The following is a 13889-nucleotide window of genomic DNA, read 5'->3' as shown; positions in this document are numbered from 1 at the left end:
GGATCTATAAGTGTTCGACGCTTTGGGCAAAACCTTTATATGTATAGCAAACTAACACAGGGTTAAGAAGCGTCACGGCGGCTGGTCCCCCGCTCGGCCGGTCGTGGCGTCAACCCCCATCATGACTGAAACACGCGTCTGGACGAGCAGCGACTCGGCGGTCGGCGAGCGAGAGCGACCGGCGAGCGAATCGGAGCAGGAACACGTCTGTCCCGAGTGTGGCGGCACGCTCGTGACCGACGAGGAACACGGCGAGACTGCCTGCAGCGACTGCGGCCTCGTCGTCGAGGAGGACGGCATCGACCACGGTCCCGAGTGGCGCGCGTTCGACTCGCGGGAGCGCGACCGGAAGGCCCGCGTCGGGTCGCCCACGACGAAGATGATGCACGACAAGGGGCTGTCGACCACCATCGACTGGCAGAACAAGGACGCCTACGGCAAGACCCTCTCGGCCGCCCAGCGCCGGAAGATGCAGCGCCTGCGCACCTGGAACCGCCGGTTCCAGACCAGCGATCACCAGGAGCGCAACCTGCGGCAGGCGCTCGGCGAAATCGACCGGATGGCGTCGGCGCTCGGTCTCCCCGAAACCGTCCGCGAGACGGCGTCGGTCATCTACCGCCGCGCGCTGGAAGAGGACCTCCTGCCCGGCCGCTCGATCGAGGGCGTCGCCACCAGTGCGCTCTACGCCGCGGCCCGACAGGCCGGGGTCCCCCGGACCATCGACGAGGTGGCCCGCGTCAGCCGCGTCGACGAGGAGGAGTTCAAGCGCACCTACCGCTACGTGGTGCGCGAACTCAACCTCGAAGTCGCGCCCGCGGATCCCGTGAGCTACGTCACCCGGTTCGCGTCGGAGCTCGACCTCTCGGACGAGGCCGAACGCCTCGCGCGCGAGATGCTCGACGCCGCCAAGGATCGGGGCATCCACAGCGGCAAGAACCCCGTCGGTCTCGCTGCCGCCGCCGTCTACGCCGCGCCCCTCCTCACCAACGAGTCGGTGACGCAGGGCCAGGTGAGCGAGGTGGCCGACATCTCGGAAGTGACCATCCGCAACCGCTACCGCGAACTCCTCGCGGCCTACGAGGACGCGAGCGCCGAGACGGCCTGACACTCCTCGTCGGCGCACTCTCGCTCGCCGACTCGGTGGCATACGTGGCTGCCCGCCCCGCCAGAAACCCGTCGCTGGACTCACAGTAACGGAATTCTTTTACTCGGCACTTCCCTACACGAGTCCAACTATGGGTATGGGCTCGGATATGTACCGACAGCAGATTCTCGACCACTACAAGAACCCCCGCAACCACGGAGAACTCGACGAGCCGACGTTCTCTCACGTCGGCGAGAACCCGTCGTGTGGCGACACCATCAAGATGGACGTGCGCCTCGGCGACGACGGCGAGACCATCGAGTACGTCAGTTTCTCCGGCGACGGCTGTGCGATCAGTCAGGCGAGCGCGAGCATGCTCACCGAACGGCTCCCCGGGACGACCCTCGACGAACTCGACGCGATGGACACCGACGACGTGGTGGAGATGCTCGGCGTCGACATTAGCCCCATGCGGATCAAATGCGCCGTCCTCGCCGAGAAGGTGGTCCAGGACGGCGCGAAGATCCACGCGGGTGAACTGGAGATCGACGAGACGACGACCGAGGAGTAGTCTTACCGCTCCAGTTCCCGCCCGATTCCTCTCGCGAGCGCAACCAGAAACGCGAGTCCACGCTTGACCTCCGGATCCCGGAGCGCCCGCAGGAGGCCGAGTGCACCCACCTCCCGGTAGGTCGTCTCGGGGTCGCCCGCGTCGCCGAGCGCCCGCAGGAGCGTTCGTGCGCCTCGGACCGTCTCCGGGTCCGCCGCCTCGTCGGCCAGTTCTCCCAGTGAACCGGCGGTGCCGGCCACCGACGACACCATCTCGTCGTCGGCCGCCTCGGTCGCGAGCGCCAACACGTCGAGGAGTTCGTTCACGTCGTCGAGCCGACGGACGAACGCTGCCACCGCTTCGGGGTCCTCGGCGAGGGCGGCCGCCAGGTCGTCGTCGGGGGTGCCGCTCGACGTCGCCTCGGCGTCGTCGCTCATCTCAGATCAACCCCCGTGCGGTCAGCCAGTACGACTCGTTGTACGCGCCCTTCGCCCAGTGAACGAGTGTCGACTCCTCGCGCAGGTCGGGCAGGGAGTCGTAGTCGAAGGAGACGAACGTCGCCTCGTCCATGCCGGCCTCGAGGAAACAGAGCACCTTGCCGTCGTACGTCGCAGTCGGGTGGTGACCCCGAACTCGGGCCGCGATCCGGTCGGCGACGACGCCCGCTTGGTAGTGGGCGACGCTCCCCGCCATCGGCCGCTCGATGTCGGTCGTGTCGCCGATGGCGTACACGTCGTCGGCGCGGGCCGCTTCGAGCGTCCGCGGGTCGGTCTCGACCCAGCCGTCGTCGCCGAGGCCGGCCTCGGTCACCAGGTCGACGCCAGCGTGCGGCGGGATGGTCACCAGCAGGTCGTAGTCGAGCGCCCGCCCGTCGGCCGCGTGGAGCGTCCGCTCCTCCGGGTCGACCCGCTCTACTGCGAAGCCGGTGTAACTCTCGACGCCGCGGGCGTCGAACCGCTCGTCCGCCCAGTCCGCGACCGGCGGGAGCTTGTGTGACCGCTCGGTCGGGGCGGTGTAGACCACCTCGCTCGCGTCCCGCAAGCCTCGCTCGTGAAGCCAGTCCTCGACCATCAGCGTGAACTCCACCGGCGCGGCCGGGCACATGTGCGGCATTCCGGCGACCGACAGGACGAGTCGCCCGCCGTCGAACGCGGCGAGGGCCTCCCGGAGCCGTTCGGCGCCGGCCTCGCTGTAGAAGTCGTGTGCCCCTTCGACGAGGCCGGGAATCCGGTCCGGGACGAGCCGTGCCCCCGTCGCGACGACCAAGTGGTCGTAGTCGAGTCCCGACGTTCCGTCGACGGTCAGCCGTTTCGCGTCCGTGTCGATGTCCGTCACCCGGCCCGTCCGGAGCCGTACCTCCCGGTGGAGCAGGTCGTCGAGCGGCCGCCGTCCCTCCGCCGGGTCGGCGTCGCCGAAGGCCACGTAGAGCCAGACGGGTTTGTAGACGTGGACGCCGGTTTCGTCGATCAGCGTCACCTCGGCGTCCCCCCGATCGAGTTCGTCGTCGAGCTTCGACGCGAGTTTGTTCGCCAGGACGGTCCCTCCGGTCCCCCCGCCGAGGACGACGATGCGGGCGGTCATTGCTGAATCACCGTCCGGAAGGACGCCCCGCTGTTATGTAAAATTGTACGATGATCACACGACTGTGAGAACGTCCTACTCGGGAACCAGTCCGGCGTCCTGGACCCGCATCACGGCCTCGCCGTCGGCGAGGTTCGGCGCGTCGACGAGGCGGACGATCCGTTTGTCGCCCTTGGACTTGCGGAGATACATCCGGAACGTCGAGGTGTGACCGAGGATGTTGCCGCCGATGGGTTGGGTCGGGTCGCCGAAGTAGGAGTCGGGGTTCGAGGCGACTTGGTTCGTGACGAGGACGGCGGTGTTGTAGAGGTCGCCGATCCGCATCAGGTCGTGGAGGTGTTTGTTGAGCTTCTGCTGGCGCTCGGCGAGTTCGCCACGGCCGACGTACTCGGCGCGGAAGTGGGCGGTGAGCGAGTCGACCGAGAGCAGTCGGACGGGCCACTCGCTGTCCTCGTGTTCGCTCGCGAGTTCCTTCGCCTTCTCCGCCAGCAGAATCTGGTGGTTGGAGTTGAACGCCTTGGCGACGTGAATCTTGTCGAGGACGTCGGTGACGAGCGCCTCCATCGCCTCCTCGTCGCCGGGCGAGCCCTCGATGTCACGGTCGTCCATCGTGGCCTGGATGACCTCGTCGTCGAGGCCCCGGACCATGTCGTCGATGCGTTCGGGACGGAACGTGTCCTCGCTGTCGACGAAGATGGCGCTGCCGCGGAGGCCGCCGTACTCCTCGGGAAGCTGGACGTTCACGGAGAGCTGGTGGGTAACCTGCGATTTCCCGGCGCCGAACTCGCCGTACACCTCGGTGATCGACTGCGTCTCGACGCCGCCGCCGAGGAGTTCGTCGACTTCGGGGACGTTCCAGGTGAGCTTCCCGATCTGTTCGCGGCGTTCGAGCACGGCCGCCCCGCTCTCGAACCCTCCGATGTCCGCGGCGTCGCGGGCCGCGTTGATGATGTCGCTCGCCGTCGACTCGCCGATGTCGGCGGTGTTGGAGAGTTCCGCCGGACTGGCGACCGCGATGCTCTGGTAGCTTTCGAAGCCCGCTTCGACCAACTTGTCCGCCGTCGCCGGCCCGACGCCCGGAAGGGTCTCGAGGTCGTCTTCTGCCATGGACGCTTGCTTGTGCCGGCCCGTACATAAAGCCTCGTTAACACCAGAGTGAAAGTAAAACCAGCCGACAGCGTGGTGCTCGTTCACAAGCGACGACGACGTTCAAATCCGATGGCGCGGCATCGCCTCGACGGGGCCTACTCCCACGGGTGGCCGTCCGCCCCGTCCGGCCACAGTGGATACCAGTACGACTCGTCCCCGTCGACGTCGAGTTCGCCGTCGAGGACCGACTGCAGTTTGAATTCCAGTCGGTTGTCGCGTTCGTGGCGCCCCGTCGGCGCGAAGGGGTAGTACGCGCCCCGGCGGAAGGAGTAGATCCAGTAGGCGCGGGCGCCGTCCCGCGGGCGCTCGAACCCGAAGACGGCGGCGAGCAGTCGCGAGCCGAACCCCTCCTCGACGAACGTGTCGGCCGCGAAGTGGACGCTCGTCACGAGGTCCTCGGGGTCGCTGTCCTCGAGGACGACCCAGTGGTAGCCGTGGTCGTCCTCGTGGCGGCCGAAGGTGGTTCCGGTGTCCTCCTCACCCACGTGCAGGATGGTCTCCACCTCGTCGACGGCCGCGGCGAAGTCGGTGCTGTCCACGGACGAAAAACAGAGCGCCGCGGCGCCGACGGGGACGAACTCCAGGTCCGCCTCCATGGTCACGTAGGCGGTCGACATCCCGAACAGGTCCTCGGGGTCGGCCTCCCGTGTCGCGTCCGCCTCGGCGCTCAGGCCGAAGACGGAGCGGATGGAGTCGAACAGGCCCATTACCGCTCCATCTCTCCCGCCATCTCGCGGAGCCGTTCGACGCGCTTCTCCGTCGGCGGGTGCGTCGAGAAGATTCGACCGACGAAGTCGCTCTTGATCGGGATGACGAAGAAGGCGTTCATCTCCGACTGCTCACGGAGGTCCTCTTTGGGCACCCGGTCCATCCGCCCCGAAATCGTCAGGAGCGCGGAGGCGAGCGCCGAGGGGTTGCCCGTGATCGCCGCGCCGCCCCGGTCGGCCGAATACTCGCGGTACCGCGAGAGCGTCCGGATCAGGACGAAGGAGACGATCCAGACCACGAGCGAGACGAGGATGGCGACGATCATGCCCCCGCCGCCCTGACGATTGCGCCCGCCGCCGAACAGCCACCCCCAGCGCACGATCAGGAACGCGATGGTCGAGAGGAAGGAGGCGATGGTCATCACCATCACGTCGCGGTTCTTGATGTGGGCGAGTTCGTGGGCCAACACCCCTTCGAGTTCGTCCTCGTCCAGCGTCTGGAGGAGTCCCTGCGTGACACAGACGGTCGAGTTCTTCGGCGAGCGCCCGGTCGCGAAGGCGTTCGGCACCCGCGTATCCGCGACGGCCACCGTCGGCTTCGGCAGGTCGGCCTGCTGTGAGAGGCGGCCGACCGTCGCGTGTAGCTTCGGGTACTCGTCTTCCTCCACCGCCGACGCGCCCATGCTGTAGAGCGCGAGGCGGTCGCTGAAGAAGAACTGTCCCAGCGAGAACAGCCCCATCACGACGACGACGCCGAACAGCCCCATGTACTGCGACAGGATGCCGATGAAGACGATGTAGAGGGCAAAGAGCAGGAACATGGTCAGGACCATCCGGCCCCGCAGTCCCCAGTCGGGTTTCCACTCCATAGGTGAAAGTAGATGCCCGCGAAGGTAAACAGTATCGCTCGATGTCGCGGGGCTTAACCGCCGCAACCGACTACCGGGGGCAATGAGCGATAGCGAGTCCCGGGAGTTCTGCCCCCGCTGTGGCGATCCGGTCCCGGCGCGAGCGGAGCCGCTCCCCGGCACCCCTCGCGACCGGGACGCCCGCCTCTGTGACGCCTGCTACTTCGACGACTACGAGATGATCGACGCGCCCGAGCGCATCGAGGTGCTCGTCTGTTCGGGCTGTGGCGCCGTCCAGCGCGGCAACCGCTGGGTGGACGTGGGCGCCCGCGACTACACCGACGTGGCGGTCGACGAGGTGAGCGAGGCCCTCGCCGTCCACGTCGACGCCCGGAACGTCACCTGGGCGGTCGACCCCGAACAGGTCGACGAGAACACCATCCGCATGCACTGTCAGTTCACCGGCGTCGTCCGCGAGACGCCCCTGGAGGAGTCGGTCGTCGTCCCCGTCAAAATCTCGCGGGGCACCTGTGATCGCTGTGGCCGCATCGCCGGCGGCTACTACGCCAGCACCGTCCAGATTCGGGCGACAGACCGCACGCCCACCCCCGAGGAGCGTGCCCGCGCCGTCGAAATCGCCGAATCCCACGTCGCCGACAAGGAGGGCGACGGCGACCGCGAGGCGTTCGTCACGGAGGTGAAAGAGACCGACGACGGCCCGGACGTGAAGCTCTCGACCAACGGGCTGGGCGAGGAGGTGTCGAAACGCATCGTCCGCGAACTCGGCGGGAGCGTCGAGAGCTACCCCACCCTCGTCACGGAGGACGGGGACGGCAACGAGGTGTATCGGGTCACCTACGCCGTCCGCCTGCCGAAGTTCACGCCCGGCGACGTGATCGATCCCGACGACGGCGACGGGCCGGTGCTCGTCCAGAGCGTCAGCGGGAACCTGAAGGGCGTCCGACTCGCCTCGGGCGACGCGTACGAGGAGCCGTTCGACGGCGAGACCGACGCCCGGCGTCTCGCCACCCGCGACGACGCCGTCGAGACGACGGTGGTGACCGTGGAGGACGACCACGCCGTGCAGGTGCTCGACCCCGAGACGTACGCGGCCGAGACCGTTCCCCGCCCGGACTTCTTCGATCCCGACGCGGAGACGACGCCCGTCGTCAAGACCCGCGCCGGCCTGCACTTGCTGCCGGACTAATCGCCCCGCGTCGTCCCCACCGCTGCCGCCATCTCCGCGTCGGAACAGCCGGCGTGTCGCGCCGCCTGCGAGAGCGTGAGTGTGCCGCTACGATACAGGACGACCGACGACTCGAACGATTTGTTGCTCATTCGTCTACACTCAGTCCAATATGATGCTACAACCTAAATCTTTCTACGGGAAACAGCAGTATAACAGCAGTAGAAAGAAGAATAACAGACCATACGTTATATTATTGTGTGGGGTGGTATCGCGTCTCACTCCCCCCACACGTCGGAGAGGGGGTGATCCGTGTTCCCCGCGTCGTCGGCGCCATCGTCCGAGCCGTCGGTCCGCCGCCTCGACGACCGAGACCGGTTCCGACCCGAGGGTTCGGAGCCGCCGCCGGTCGCGCCGGGCGTCGCCGCCGTCCCGGCGAGCGCCGCCGCGGGGTCGAATTCCGGGAGCGCCGGCCGGCTCATCCCGTCCACGGCGTCGGCGAACCAGTCGGGCATGTCGCCCCGGGCGCGGTCGAACAGGTCCAGCAGGCTCGAATCCGCGAGGTAGGTCGCGCCGTGGTCGTCGGGGGCGCGGACGACCCGGCCGGCCGCCTGGATCACCGTCCGGAGCGCGACCCGGTAGTACCACGCCCACTGCCCCTCCGCCAGCCGTCGCGCCACCCGCGAGTCGTTCGTGTTGAGATACGGCGCCTTACAGCACACCTGCCAGCGCGCCAGATCCCCCCGGAGGTCCAGCGCCTCCTCCATCTTCACCGAGCAGAACACGTCGGGGTCGTCGGTCGTCTTCCACTCCTCCAGCGCCGCGTCGCGGTTCTCGCGGTCGTGTGACCGGACGCGCGCCCCGACGCCGAAGTCGTCGAGGCGGTCGGTCAGTCGTTCCTGGATCGCGTAGGAGTGACAGTGGACGATTCCCTTCTCCTCGGGGTGGCGCGCCATCAGGCGGACGAGCAGGCGCGCCACGTTCGGCAGCGTCTCGTCCCGGTGCTCGTAGGTCATCTTCCCCTGTGTCACGTCGTAGAGCGGGCGGTGTTCCAGCGGGAACGTGTGGGGCACGTCGACGAGGGCCACGTTCGAGGGGTCGAGACCGACGCCGCGACAGAACGCCGCCTTGTCCAGAATCGTCGCGGAGAGGAGGGCGAACTTGTTCCCCCGGTCCCAGACGGTGTGGTGGAGGTAGCGGCCGGGGTCGAGCGGTTTGATCGTGATCGGCGTCCCCTCGCCGTCGGGTTGGTCAACGACCCACGTCGTCGTGCTCGTCGGGTCGCGGTAGTCCGAGACGAACCAGTCGAGGTCGGAGCGGAGGTCCTGAAGTCGGTCCCGGCGGGCGGCCTCCCCCGGCGTCAACTCGTCGCTGGCGACGAGGTCCTCGGCCACGCGTTCACAGACCCCGGCCAGCGTCTCCGCGAAGCGCGCCGTTCGCTCCAGCGGGTCGTCCGCCTCGGTCACGTCCGGGACGCCCACGTCGTCCCAGACGGGGACGGTTCGGGGGCGCAGGTCGACCGTGGCGTACATCTCCGCCCACTCCGAGAGGCCGTGGGCCTCGTCGATCACCACCACGTCCCGCTTGCCGAACACCTCCGAGCCGGCGGTCTGCATGAAGTAGGCGAGCGTCATCGCCGCGATGGCGCGATTGGAGGCGATGGCGCGGTCGGCGTAGTACGGACAGCGGTGCTGGATCGAGCAGTCGTAGCCCGACTGCCGGGCACAGGGCGCGCGGTCCACCGGCGTCGTCGTCTCGTCCGGCAGGATGCAGGTGTAGTTTCCCTTCCCCCGGATCACGTTCAGATCCGAGAGCAGGTCGTCTTCGGCCACGTCGTCGAGTTGGGACACCTGCGGCGTGGTGTAGTAGGCACCTGTCGCCTCCGCGGGTGCCGCCTCCTCGGGCGTCCGCGCCGCGCCGGCGATGGCGCGCGCGAGGAGGGATTTCCCGCTCCCCGTCGGCGCCCGCACGAGGACGGCGTCGTTGCCCGCGGCGAAGGCGTCGCGGATGGCGCGCAGGGCCTCGCGCTGGTTGCCGCGAAACGACGGAGCCGGGAACGAGGGCGGAATGCGGTCGGGGTCCACGGTGGACCCTGCCTGTGGTCGCAAGTAATTCTGTCGGACGCCCCCGTCCCCACGGTATCGGCGGTCACTCCTCCGGCATCCGGTACTCCCCGAAGTCGTCGACCGTTCCGTGCGGCGGGGCTCCGAACATGAGCCACGTTCGCGCCTCGTCGCCGTCGTTCCGGACGCTCCGCACGGCGTCCGGGCCGACCCGGACGACGCCGCCCGCCGGCACCTCGTGCAGGGTCCCCTCGATGCGAACGTGGCCTCCGTCGAGCGCGACGTACACCTCCTCCTGGCGCTCGTGGGCGTGGGGTGCCGTCGCCTCCCCGGGATCGAGGGTCACCGCGTTCACTCGCATCTCGATACAGCCCAGCGCCTCGGTGAGTTTCCGGTGGCAAATTCCGGACTCCGGAAGCGGCTCCTCGTCCATCGCCTCCAGCCTGACGACGCCGAATTCGTCGGTCATACCGTCCCGGTCGGTCGGGACCCACAAGGTCGCTCGTGTTGAACTATCGGCGTGTTGATATACACCCCCGACTACTCGGACAGCGCCGCCACGTCCGCCGCCGTCACCTCGCGGTCGTCGGGCAGGCGCTCGATGCAGTCGAAACAGAGGAAGTGTTCGCTGCCGTCGGCGAGTTCGAGCGTCATGCCGCCCGTCGCCTCGGCCTCGAACGTCCAGAAGTCGCCGGCGCCGCCCGCGACGGGCACTTCCTCGCCACAGCCGTCACAGGGATCGGAACTCATCGGTCGGACCGAACGGGCCGAGCGGCAAAGACCTACCGTCACGCACACCCGCTCGTGTCCGCGGCGACGCCGAGCGAGAACGACACCCCGTCCGTCTGGACGACGTTCGGGGCGTCCGACGGGAGGTCCCACCGGAACCGGGCCGTGTGCGTCCCCGGTGCCACGCACGTCCCCGTCAGGGCGACCCATCCGTCACGGGCGTCGAGTTCCGCGAGCGTCCCCTCGTAGACCACCCGTTCGCCGCCGCTGACGGCGCCGTCGCCGTCGGCGTCGTACCACAGTTGGACCCGCACGTACTCCTGCAGTTCACCCGTCCCGCCGGCGTCGCCCGCGCTCCGTTCGGCCTCGGTCGTGCCGCCCTCGTCGACGGCCGTCACGACGCCCCGGATCCAGAGCTGCGCCGGCGACCCCGACAGCGTGAGCGAGAGGTCGACTGTGCCGCCGTCGCCGGGTTCGACGTCGGAGACCGACATCGGTGGGGTCGACGTGGCGACCAGTTCGCCGCCCGGCGTCCCCGTCGGTGATCGGGGGTTGTCGTTCGGGTTGTCCGACTCGTCGTCGGGGTCGTCGCGCCGGGGCAGAGTGCCGGACGTCGAGTCGTCCGCGTCGGTCCCCGTCGTGCCGTCCGGCCGTTCCGACGGGTCCGTCGCGCCGTCGGCGCCGCTCTCGCCGCCACCGGGTGTGGGCGTCGGCGTCGGTGTCGGCGTGGGGGTCGGGACCGGTTCGTCAGGCGTCACGTCGTAGTCGACGGAGAGGTCGACACCGTCCTCGTCGTCCCCGTCGTCGCCCCCGAAGAATCCGGTCCCCGCGCCGAGTAGCGCGAGGAGGGCCGCGGCGAGGAGGGCGAGCAGACGGCGACGCGAGGACTCCTCGTCGGACGCACCGCTCACGCGGCGTCACCGGTGGCGTCGAACCACCGTCCGACCGGAGGGAGGGCGACCTGTCGCGGGAACGGAATCGGATACACGCCGACATCTACACCCCCCGGGGTCATAGGTAATCGGATACTAGCCGACCGGCGGAGTCGGCTCAGGTCGTCCCTGAAGCCTGAGCCTCCCCGCGCCCGACCGCGCAGGCCGATCCTGAACGCCGACCGCGAGCGTTAACGTCGCGCCGCCCCCATCGGTCGGTATGCGCGTACTCGTCACCGGCGCCACGGGCTTCGTCGGGCGTCGCCTCGTCCCCGCCCTCGTCGACGCGGGTCACGAGGTGACCGCCCTCGTCCGCGACGCCGGGCGCTACGACCCGCCGCCCGGCGTCCGCGTCGTCGTCGGCGACCTGCTCGATCCGGACTCGTTCGAGGATGCCCTCGACGTCGAGGCGGCGTACTACCTCGTCCACTCGATGACGGCCCGCGACGACTTCGAGGCCCGGGATCGCCGGGCCGCGCGAAACTTCGCCGACGCCGCGAGCGCCGCGGGAGTGGGGCGGGTGATCTATCTCGGTGGCCTCGGCGAGGAGCGGGACCGGCTCTCCTCGCATCTCCAGTCCCGTCGAGAGGTCGAACACGTCCTCGCGACGGGGACGTACGACCTCACGACGCTCCGGGCGGCCATCGTCGTCGGCCCCCGGAGCGCGGGCTTCGAGATGGTCGTCCAGCTCGCCTCCCGCCTGCCGGTGATGGTGACGCCGCGGTGGGTGCGGACGCCCTGTCAACCCATCGCCGTCACCGATCTGCTCGCGTATCTCGTCGGCGTCCTCGACGTTCCCGAGACGGCGGGCGAGACGTACGAAATCGGCGGGCCGGAGGTGTTGACCTACGCCGAGATGCTCCGGCGGACGGGCCGACACCTGGGTCACGAGCCGATCATCCTCGCCGTCCCGGTGCTGACGCCGCGGCTCTCCGCGTACTGGGTCGGGCTGATGACCGACGTGCCCTGGAGCGTCGCCCGCCCCCTGATCGAGGGGCTGAAAAACCCCGTCGTCGTCAACGACGACCGACTCTCCCGGCTCGTGCCGGTCGATCCGACCCCGTTCGACGAGGCGGTTCGGCGGGCGATAACCGAGCGGTCCGCGGAGGCCGCGGCGTGATCGGGACCCGCACCGCCGTCGACGGCGACCCCACCTTCGGCGACACCTGGGTGTACGAGAGCCTCGTGGGCGGGATTCCGGGCCTCGACCTCTCGGCTCGGCAGGCCATCGGCATCCAGTTTCTCCTCTTCGAGACGCTGGTCGTCGGTCTCACCGTCGGCTACGGCCTGCCATCCTCCGCCCTCGTCGCGGGCACCGTCGCCGTCGCCGTCGCCGCCGCGGGGAGCGTCGCCATGCTCTACATCGGCGCCGCGACGCGCGAACTCGCCCTCCCCGACGCCCACCGTCGCCTCCTCTTCGGCACCGGCGTCGAGACGCTATTCGGTGTCCTCGGGTTCGTCGCGGTCGTGACCTATCTCCTCACCGGGGCGGGACCGACGCCGTTCGAGACGCTCGTCGGCGGGCGATCCCCCGCCCCCGTGACGTTCGTCACGCTGTTGATCCTGTGGGACCTCTGTTACCGGATCGGCACCTCGTGGTGGACGGCGCTGGTGTCGCTGTGGCGGTCGCTCCGCTACCGCGTCACCTCCGAGACGGCCCGCCGGTGTCGCCGTATCGACGCCGCCACCGTCGGATTCAGCCTGCTCGAACTGGCCTTACTCCCCTTCGTCCTCGACCGGGCGCTCCTCGTCTGGGCGCTGGTCGGCCACGTCGTCGCCGTGACCGCCGTCTCGACGGCGGCGATACTACTGCTCAGAACGGAGTCGTGAGCTACTTGCCCTGTAGCTGTTTGAACTGGTCCAACAGCGCTTCCGTCGAGTCGCCGGACTCGTACGAGAGGGTCCCTCGGAACTCCGACCGCTCGTCGTCGAACTCCGTGTCGACCTGCCCCGTTTTCTGCGCGCGGCGTTCGTGCTCGTCTTCGTCATAGGCACCCATTGACATGGTACGAGTTGGCTTGGACATCTCCGAATATATATGTAACGGACGATGCACCGCAATCGGCGGGTGGCGAGCCCACACGTTTTTGCTCGGCGGACCGAAGAGACGGACATGGCACGGCAACGCAAACCCGACTGGCTGCGGATGCACCCCCCGTCGGGTGAGCGGTTCACGGAGATCAAGGCGACCCTCCGTGACCGCGACCTCAACACCGTGTGCGAGGAGGCGAACTGCCCCAACCTGGGCGAGTGCTGGAGCGGTCGCAACGGTCCCGGCACGGCCACCTTCATGCTCATGGGCGACCGGTGCTCCCGCGGCTGCAACTTCTGTGACGTGGAGACGGGCGGGATGGAGGCGCTCGATCCCGACGAACCCGCGAGCGTCGCCGACGCCGTCGCGGAGATCGGACTGGATTACGTCGTCCTCACGAGCGTCGACCGCGACGACCTGCCCGATCAGGGCGCGGGCCACTTCGCCCGCACCATCGAGGCGATCAAGGAGCGCGATCCGGGGGTGCTGGTGGAGGTGCTCATCCCCGACTTCCGAGGCGAGGCCGACCTCGTGGACCGTATCGTCGACGCCGGCCCGGACGTGCTCGCACACAACGTCGAGACGGTCGAACGCCTCCAGTGGCCGGTCCGGGACCGCCGCGCCGGCTACGAGCAGTCCCTCTCGGTGCTCGAACGCGCCGCCGACACCGCGGGCGTCTACACCAAGACGAGCCTCATGCTCGGTCTCGGCGAGTACGACCACGAGATCTACCGGGCGCTCTCCGACTGCCGCGAGGCCGGCGTCGACGTGGTGACGCTCGGCCAGTATCTCCAGCCCTCCCGCTCCCACCTCGACGTGTACGAGTACGTCCACCCCGACGCCTTCGAGACCTGGCGCCGCGTCGCCGAGGAGGAACTCGGCTTCCTCTACTGCGCCAGCGGGCCGATGGTCCGGTCGTCGTACCGGGCGGGGGAACTGTTCGTCGACGCCGTCCTCCGCGACGGCCGGAGCGTCGAGGAGGCCCGGCGCGAGGCCCACGCGGCGACGTGAACATGGTCCGAACGCAT

At 68.8% G+C, this 13889-nt stretch carries 17 protein-coding genes; 6 read left to right on the top strand and 11 right to left on the bottom strand.

Translation table 11 applies throughout. The features are described from left to right. Nucleotides 1–121 precede the first annotated feature (121 nt). Nucleotides 122–1105 carry a transcription initiation factor IIB gene (locus DU484_RS02170; RefSeq protein WP_114584555.1) on the top strand — a complete coding sequence of 328 codons (984 nt, stop codon included), beginning with the start codon at nucleotides 122–124 and terminating at the stop codon, nucleotides 1103–1105. A 130-nt stretch (nucleotides 1106–1235) separates the two neighbouring features. Further along, nucleotides 1236–1655, top strand: coding sequence for a Fe-S cluster assembly sulfur transfer protein SufU (gene sufU / locus DU484_RS02165; RefSeq protein ID WP_114584554.1), 420 nt, complete (start codon nucleotides 1236–1238; stop codon nucleotides 1653–1655). 2 nt (nucleotides 1656–1657) lie between these two features. Here sufU and DU484_RS02160 read toward each other — a convergent pair whose 3' ends face one another. From DU484_RS02160 to htpX, 5 genes are all read right to left on the bottom strand, one after another. Beyond that, on the bottom strand, nucleotides 1658–2071 hold the full coding sequence (locus tag DU484_RS02160) for a DUF1641 domain-containing protein (RefSeq protein WP_114584553.1): 414 nt from the start codon (nucleotides 2069–2071) through the stop codon (nucleotides 1658–1660). Nucleotide 2072: 1 nt separating this feature from the next. Then, nucleotides 2073–3215, bottom strand: coding sequence for an NAD(P)/FAD-dependent oxidoreductase (locus tag DU484_RS02155; RefSeq protein ID WP_114604988.1), 1143 nt, complete (start codon nucleotides 3213–3215; stop codon nucleotides 2073–2075). A gap of 75 nt (nucleotides 3216–3290) precedes the next feature. Beyond that, on the bottom strand, nucleotides 3291–4322 hold the full coding sequence (gene radA, locus DU484_RS02150) for a DNA repair and recombination protein RadA (RefSeq protein ID WP_114584551.1): 1032 nt from the start codon (nucleotides 4320–4322) through the stop codon (nucleotides 3291–3293). Between the two features lie 137 nt (nucleotides 4323–4459). Further along, entirely contained in the window at nucleotides 4460–5071 is a 612-nt protein-coding gene (pspAB, locus tag DU484_RS02145) for a PspA-associated protein PspAB (protein ID WP_114584550.1), read from the bottom strand. Further along, nucleotides 5071–5940, bottom strand: a complete 870-nt coding sequence (htpX, locus tag DU484_RS02140; RefSeq protein WP_114584549.1) for a zinc metalloprotease HtpX — start codon at nucleotides 5938–5940, stop codon at nucleotides 5071–5073. Before htpX ends, pspAB begins: the two co-directional genes overlap by 1 nt. Nucleotides 5941–6022: 82 nt before the next feature. Here htpX and DU484_RS02135 point away from each other — a divergent pair, with 82 nt between their 5' ends. Beyond that, entirely contained in the window at nucleotides 6023–7126 is a 1104-nt protein-coding gene (locus tag DU484_RS02135) for a 60S ribosomal export protein NMD3 (protein WP_114584548.1), read from the top strand. Here the strand turns inward: DU484_RS02135 and DU484_RS20255 are convergent. From DU484_RS20255 to DU484_RS02115, 5 genes are all read right to left on the bottom strand, one after another. After that, nucleotides 7123–7257, bottom strand: a complete 135-nt coding sequence (locus tag DU484_RS20255; RefSeq protein ID WP_262342826.1) for a hypothetical protein — start codon at nucleotides 7255–7257, stop codon at nucleotides 7123–7125. The genes DU484_RS02135 and DU484_RS20255 overlap by 4 nt on opposite strands. Nucleotides 7258–7383: 126 nt before the next feature. Beyond that, entirely contained in the window at nucleotides 7384–9189 is a 1806-nt protein-coding gene (locus tag DU484_RS02130; protein ID WP_114584547.1) for a helicase C-terminal domain-containing protein, read from the bottom strand. A gap of 64 nt (nucleotides 9190–9253) precedes the next feature. Then, nucleotides 9254–9637, bottom strand: coding sequence for a cupin domain-containing protein (locus tag DU484_RS02125; protein WP_114584546.1), 384 nt, complete (start codon nucleotides 9635–9637; stop codon nucleotides 9254–9256). Between the two features lie 71 nt (nucleotides 9638–9708). Continuing rightward, nucleotides 9709–9918: a DUF7561 family protein gene (locus DU484_RS02120; protein WP_114584545.1), complete on the bottom strand. Its 210-nt coding sequence runs from the start codon at nucleotides 9916–9918 to the stop codon at nucleotides 9709–9711. 38 nt (nucleotides 9919–9956) lie between these two features. Beyond that, on the bottom strand, nucleotides 9957–10808 hold the full coding sequence (locus DU484_RS02115) for a hypothetical protein (protein WP_114584544.1): 852 nt from the start codon (nucleotides 10806–10808) through the stop codon (nucleotides 9957–9959). A gap of 241 nt (nucleotides 10809–11049) precedes the next feature. Here DU484_RS02115 and DU484_RS02110 point away from each other — a divergent pair, with 241 nt between their 5' ends. Next, nucleotides 11050–11949, top strand: a complete 900-nt coding sequence (locus DU484_RS02110; RefSeq protein ID WP_114604987.1) for an NAD(P)H-binding protein — start codon at nucleotides 11050–11052, stop codon at nucleotides 11947–11949. Further along, nucleotides 11946–12659 carry a DUF7530 family protein gene (locus DU484_RS02105; protein WP_262342825.1) on the top strand — a complete coding sequence of 238 codons (714 nt, stop codon included), beginning with the start codon at nucleotides 11946–11948 and terminating at the stop codon, nucleotides 12657–12659. Before DU484_RS02110 ends, DU484_RS02105 begins: the two co-directional genes overlap by 4 nt. Nucleotide 12660: 1 nt before the next feature. Here the strand turns inward: DU484_RS02105 and DU484_RS19875 are convergent, their stop codons facing one another. Further along, entirely contained in the window at nucleotides 12661–12834 is a 174-nt protein-coding gene (locus tag DU484_RS19875; RefSeq protein WP_394338752.1) for a DUF5786 family protein, read from the bottom strand. Between the two features lie 45 nt (nucleotides 12835–12879). Here DU484_RS19875 and lipA point away from each other — a divergent pair, with 45 nt between their 5' ends. After that, nucleotides 12880–13872: a lipoyl synthase gene (lipA, locus tag DU484_RS02100; protein WP_262342824.1), complete on the top strand. Its 993-nt coding sequence runs from the start codon at nucleotides 12880–12882 to the stop codon at nucleotides 13870–13872. Nucleotides 13873–13889: the final 17 nt, after the last annotated feature.

The organism is Haloplanus rubicundus, from assembly GCF_003342675.1.
GTDB lineage: Archaea > Halobacteriota > Halobacteria > Halobacteriales > Haloferacaceae > Haloplanus > Haloplanus rubicundus.
Note: the sequence above shows the minus strand (reverse complement) of the source record. Positions and strands in the feature narration are given on the sequence as shown.

Bases quoted from the DNA above. Each gene is read 5' to 3' on its own strand.
- DU484_RS02155 (WP_114604988.1), bottom strand. From the start codon at position 3,215: ATGACCGCCCGCATCGTCGTCCTCGGCGGGGGGACCGGAGGGACCGTC.
- pspAB (WP_114584550.1), bottom strand. From the start codon at position 5,071: ATGGGCCTGTTCGACTCCATCCGCTCCGTCTTCGGCCTGAGCGCCGAG.
- DU484_RS02135 (WP_114584548.1), top strand. From the start codon at position 6,023: ATGAGCGATAGCGAGTCCCGGGAGTTCTGCCCCCGCTGTGGCGATCCG.
- DU484_RS02170 (WP_114584555.1), top strand. From the start codon at position 122: ATGACTGAAACACGCGTCTGGACGAGCAGCGACTCGGCGGTCGGCGAG.
- DU484_RS02125 (WP_114584546.1), bottom strand. From the start codon at position 9,637: ATGACCGACGAATTCGGCGTCGTCAGGCTGGAGGCGATGGACGAGGAG.
- lipA (WP_262342824.1), top strand. From the start codon at position 12,880: ATGCACCGCAATCGGCGGGTGGCGAGCCCACACGTTTTTGCTCGGCGG.
- DU484_RS20255 (WP_262342826.1), bottom strand. From the start codon at position 7,257: ATGAGCAACAAATCGTTCGAGTCGTCGGTCGTCCTGTATCGTAGCGGC.
- DU484_RS19875 (WP_394338752.1), bottom strand. From the start codon at position 12,834: ATGTCAATGGGTGCCTATGACGAAGACGAGCACGAACGCCGCGCGCAG.
- sufU (WP_114584554.1), top strand. From the start codon at position 1,236: ATGGGTATGGGCTCGGATATGTACCGACAGCAGATTCTCGACCACTAC.
- radA (WP_114584551.1), bottom strand. From the start codon at position 4,322: ATGGCAGAAGACGACCTCGAGACCCTTCCGGGCGTCGGGCCGGCGACG.
- DU484_RS02120 (WP_114584545.1), bottom strand. From the start codon at position 9,918: ATGAGTTCCGATCCCTGTGACGGCTGTGGCGAGGAAGTGCCCGTCGCG.
- DU484_RS02160 (WP_114584553.1), bottom strand. From the start codon at position 2,071: ATGAGCGACGACGCCGAGGCGACGTCGAGCGGCACCCCCGACGACGAC.
- htpX (WP_114584549.1), bottom strand. From the start codon at position 5,940: ATGGAGTGGAAACCCGACTGGGGACTGCGGGGCCGGATGGTCCTGACC.
- DU484_RS02110 (WP_114604987.1), top strand. From the start codon at position 11,050: ATGCGCGTACTCGTCACCGGCGCCACGGGCTTCGTCGGGCGTCGCCTC.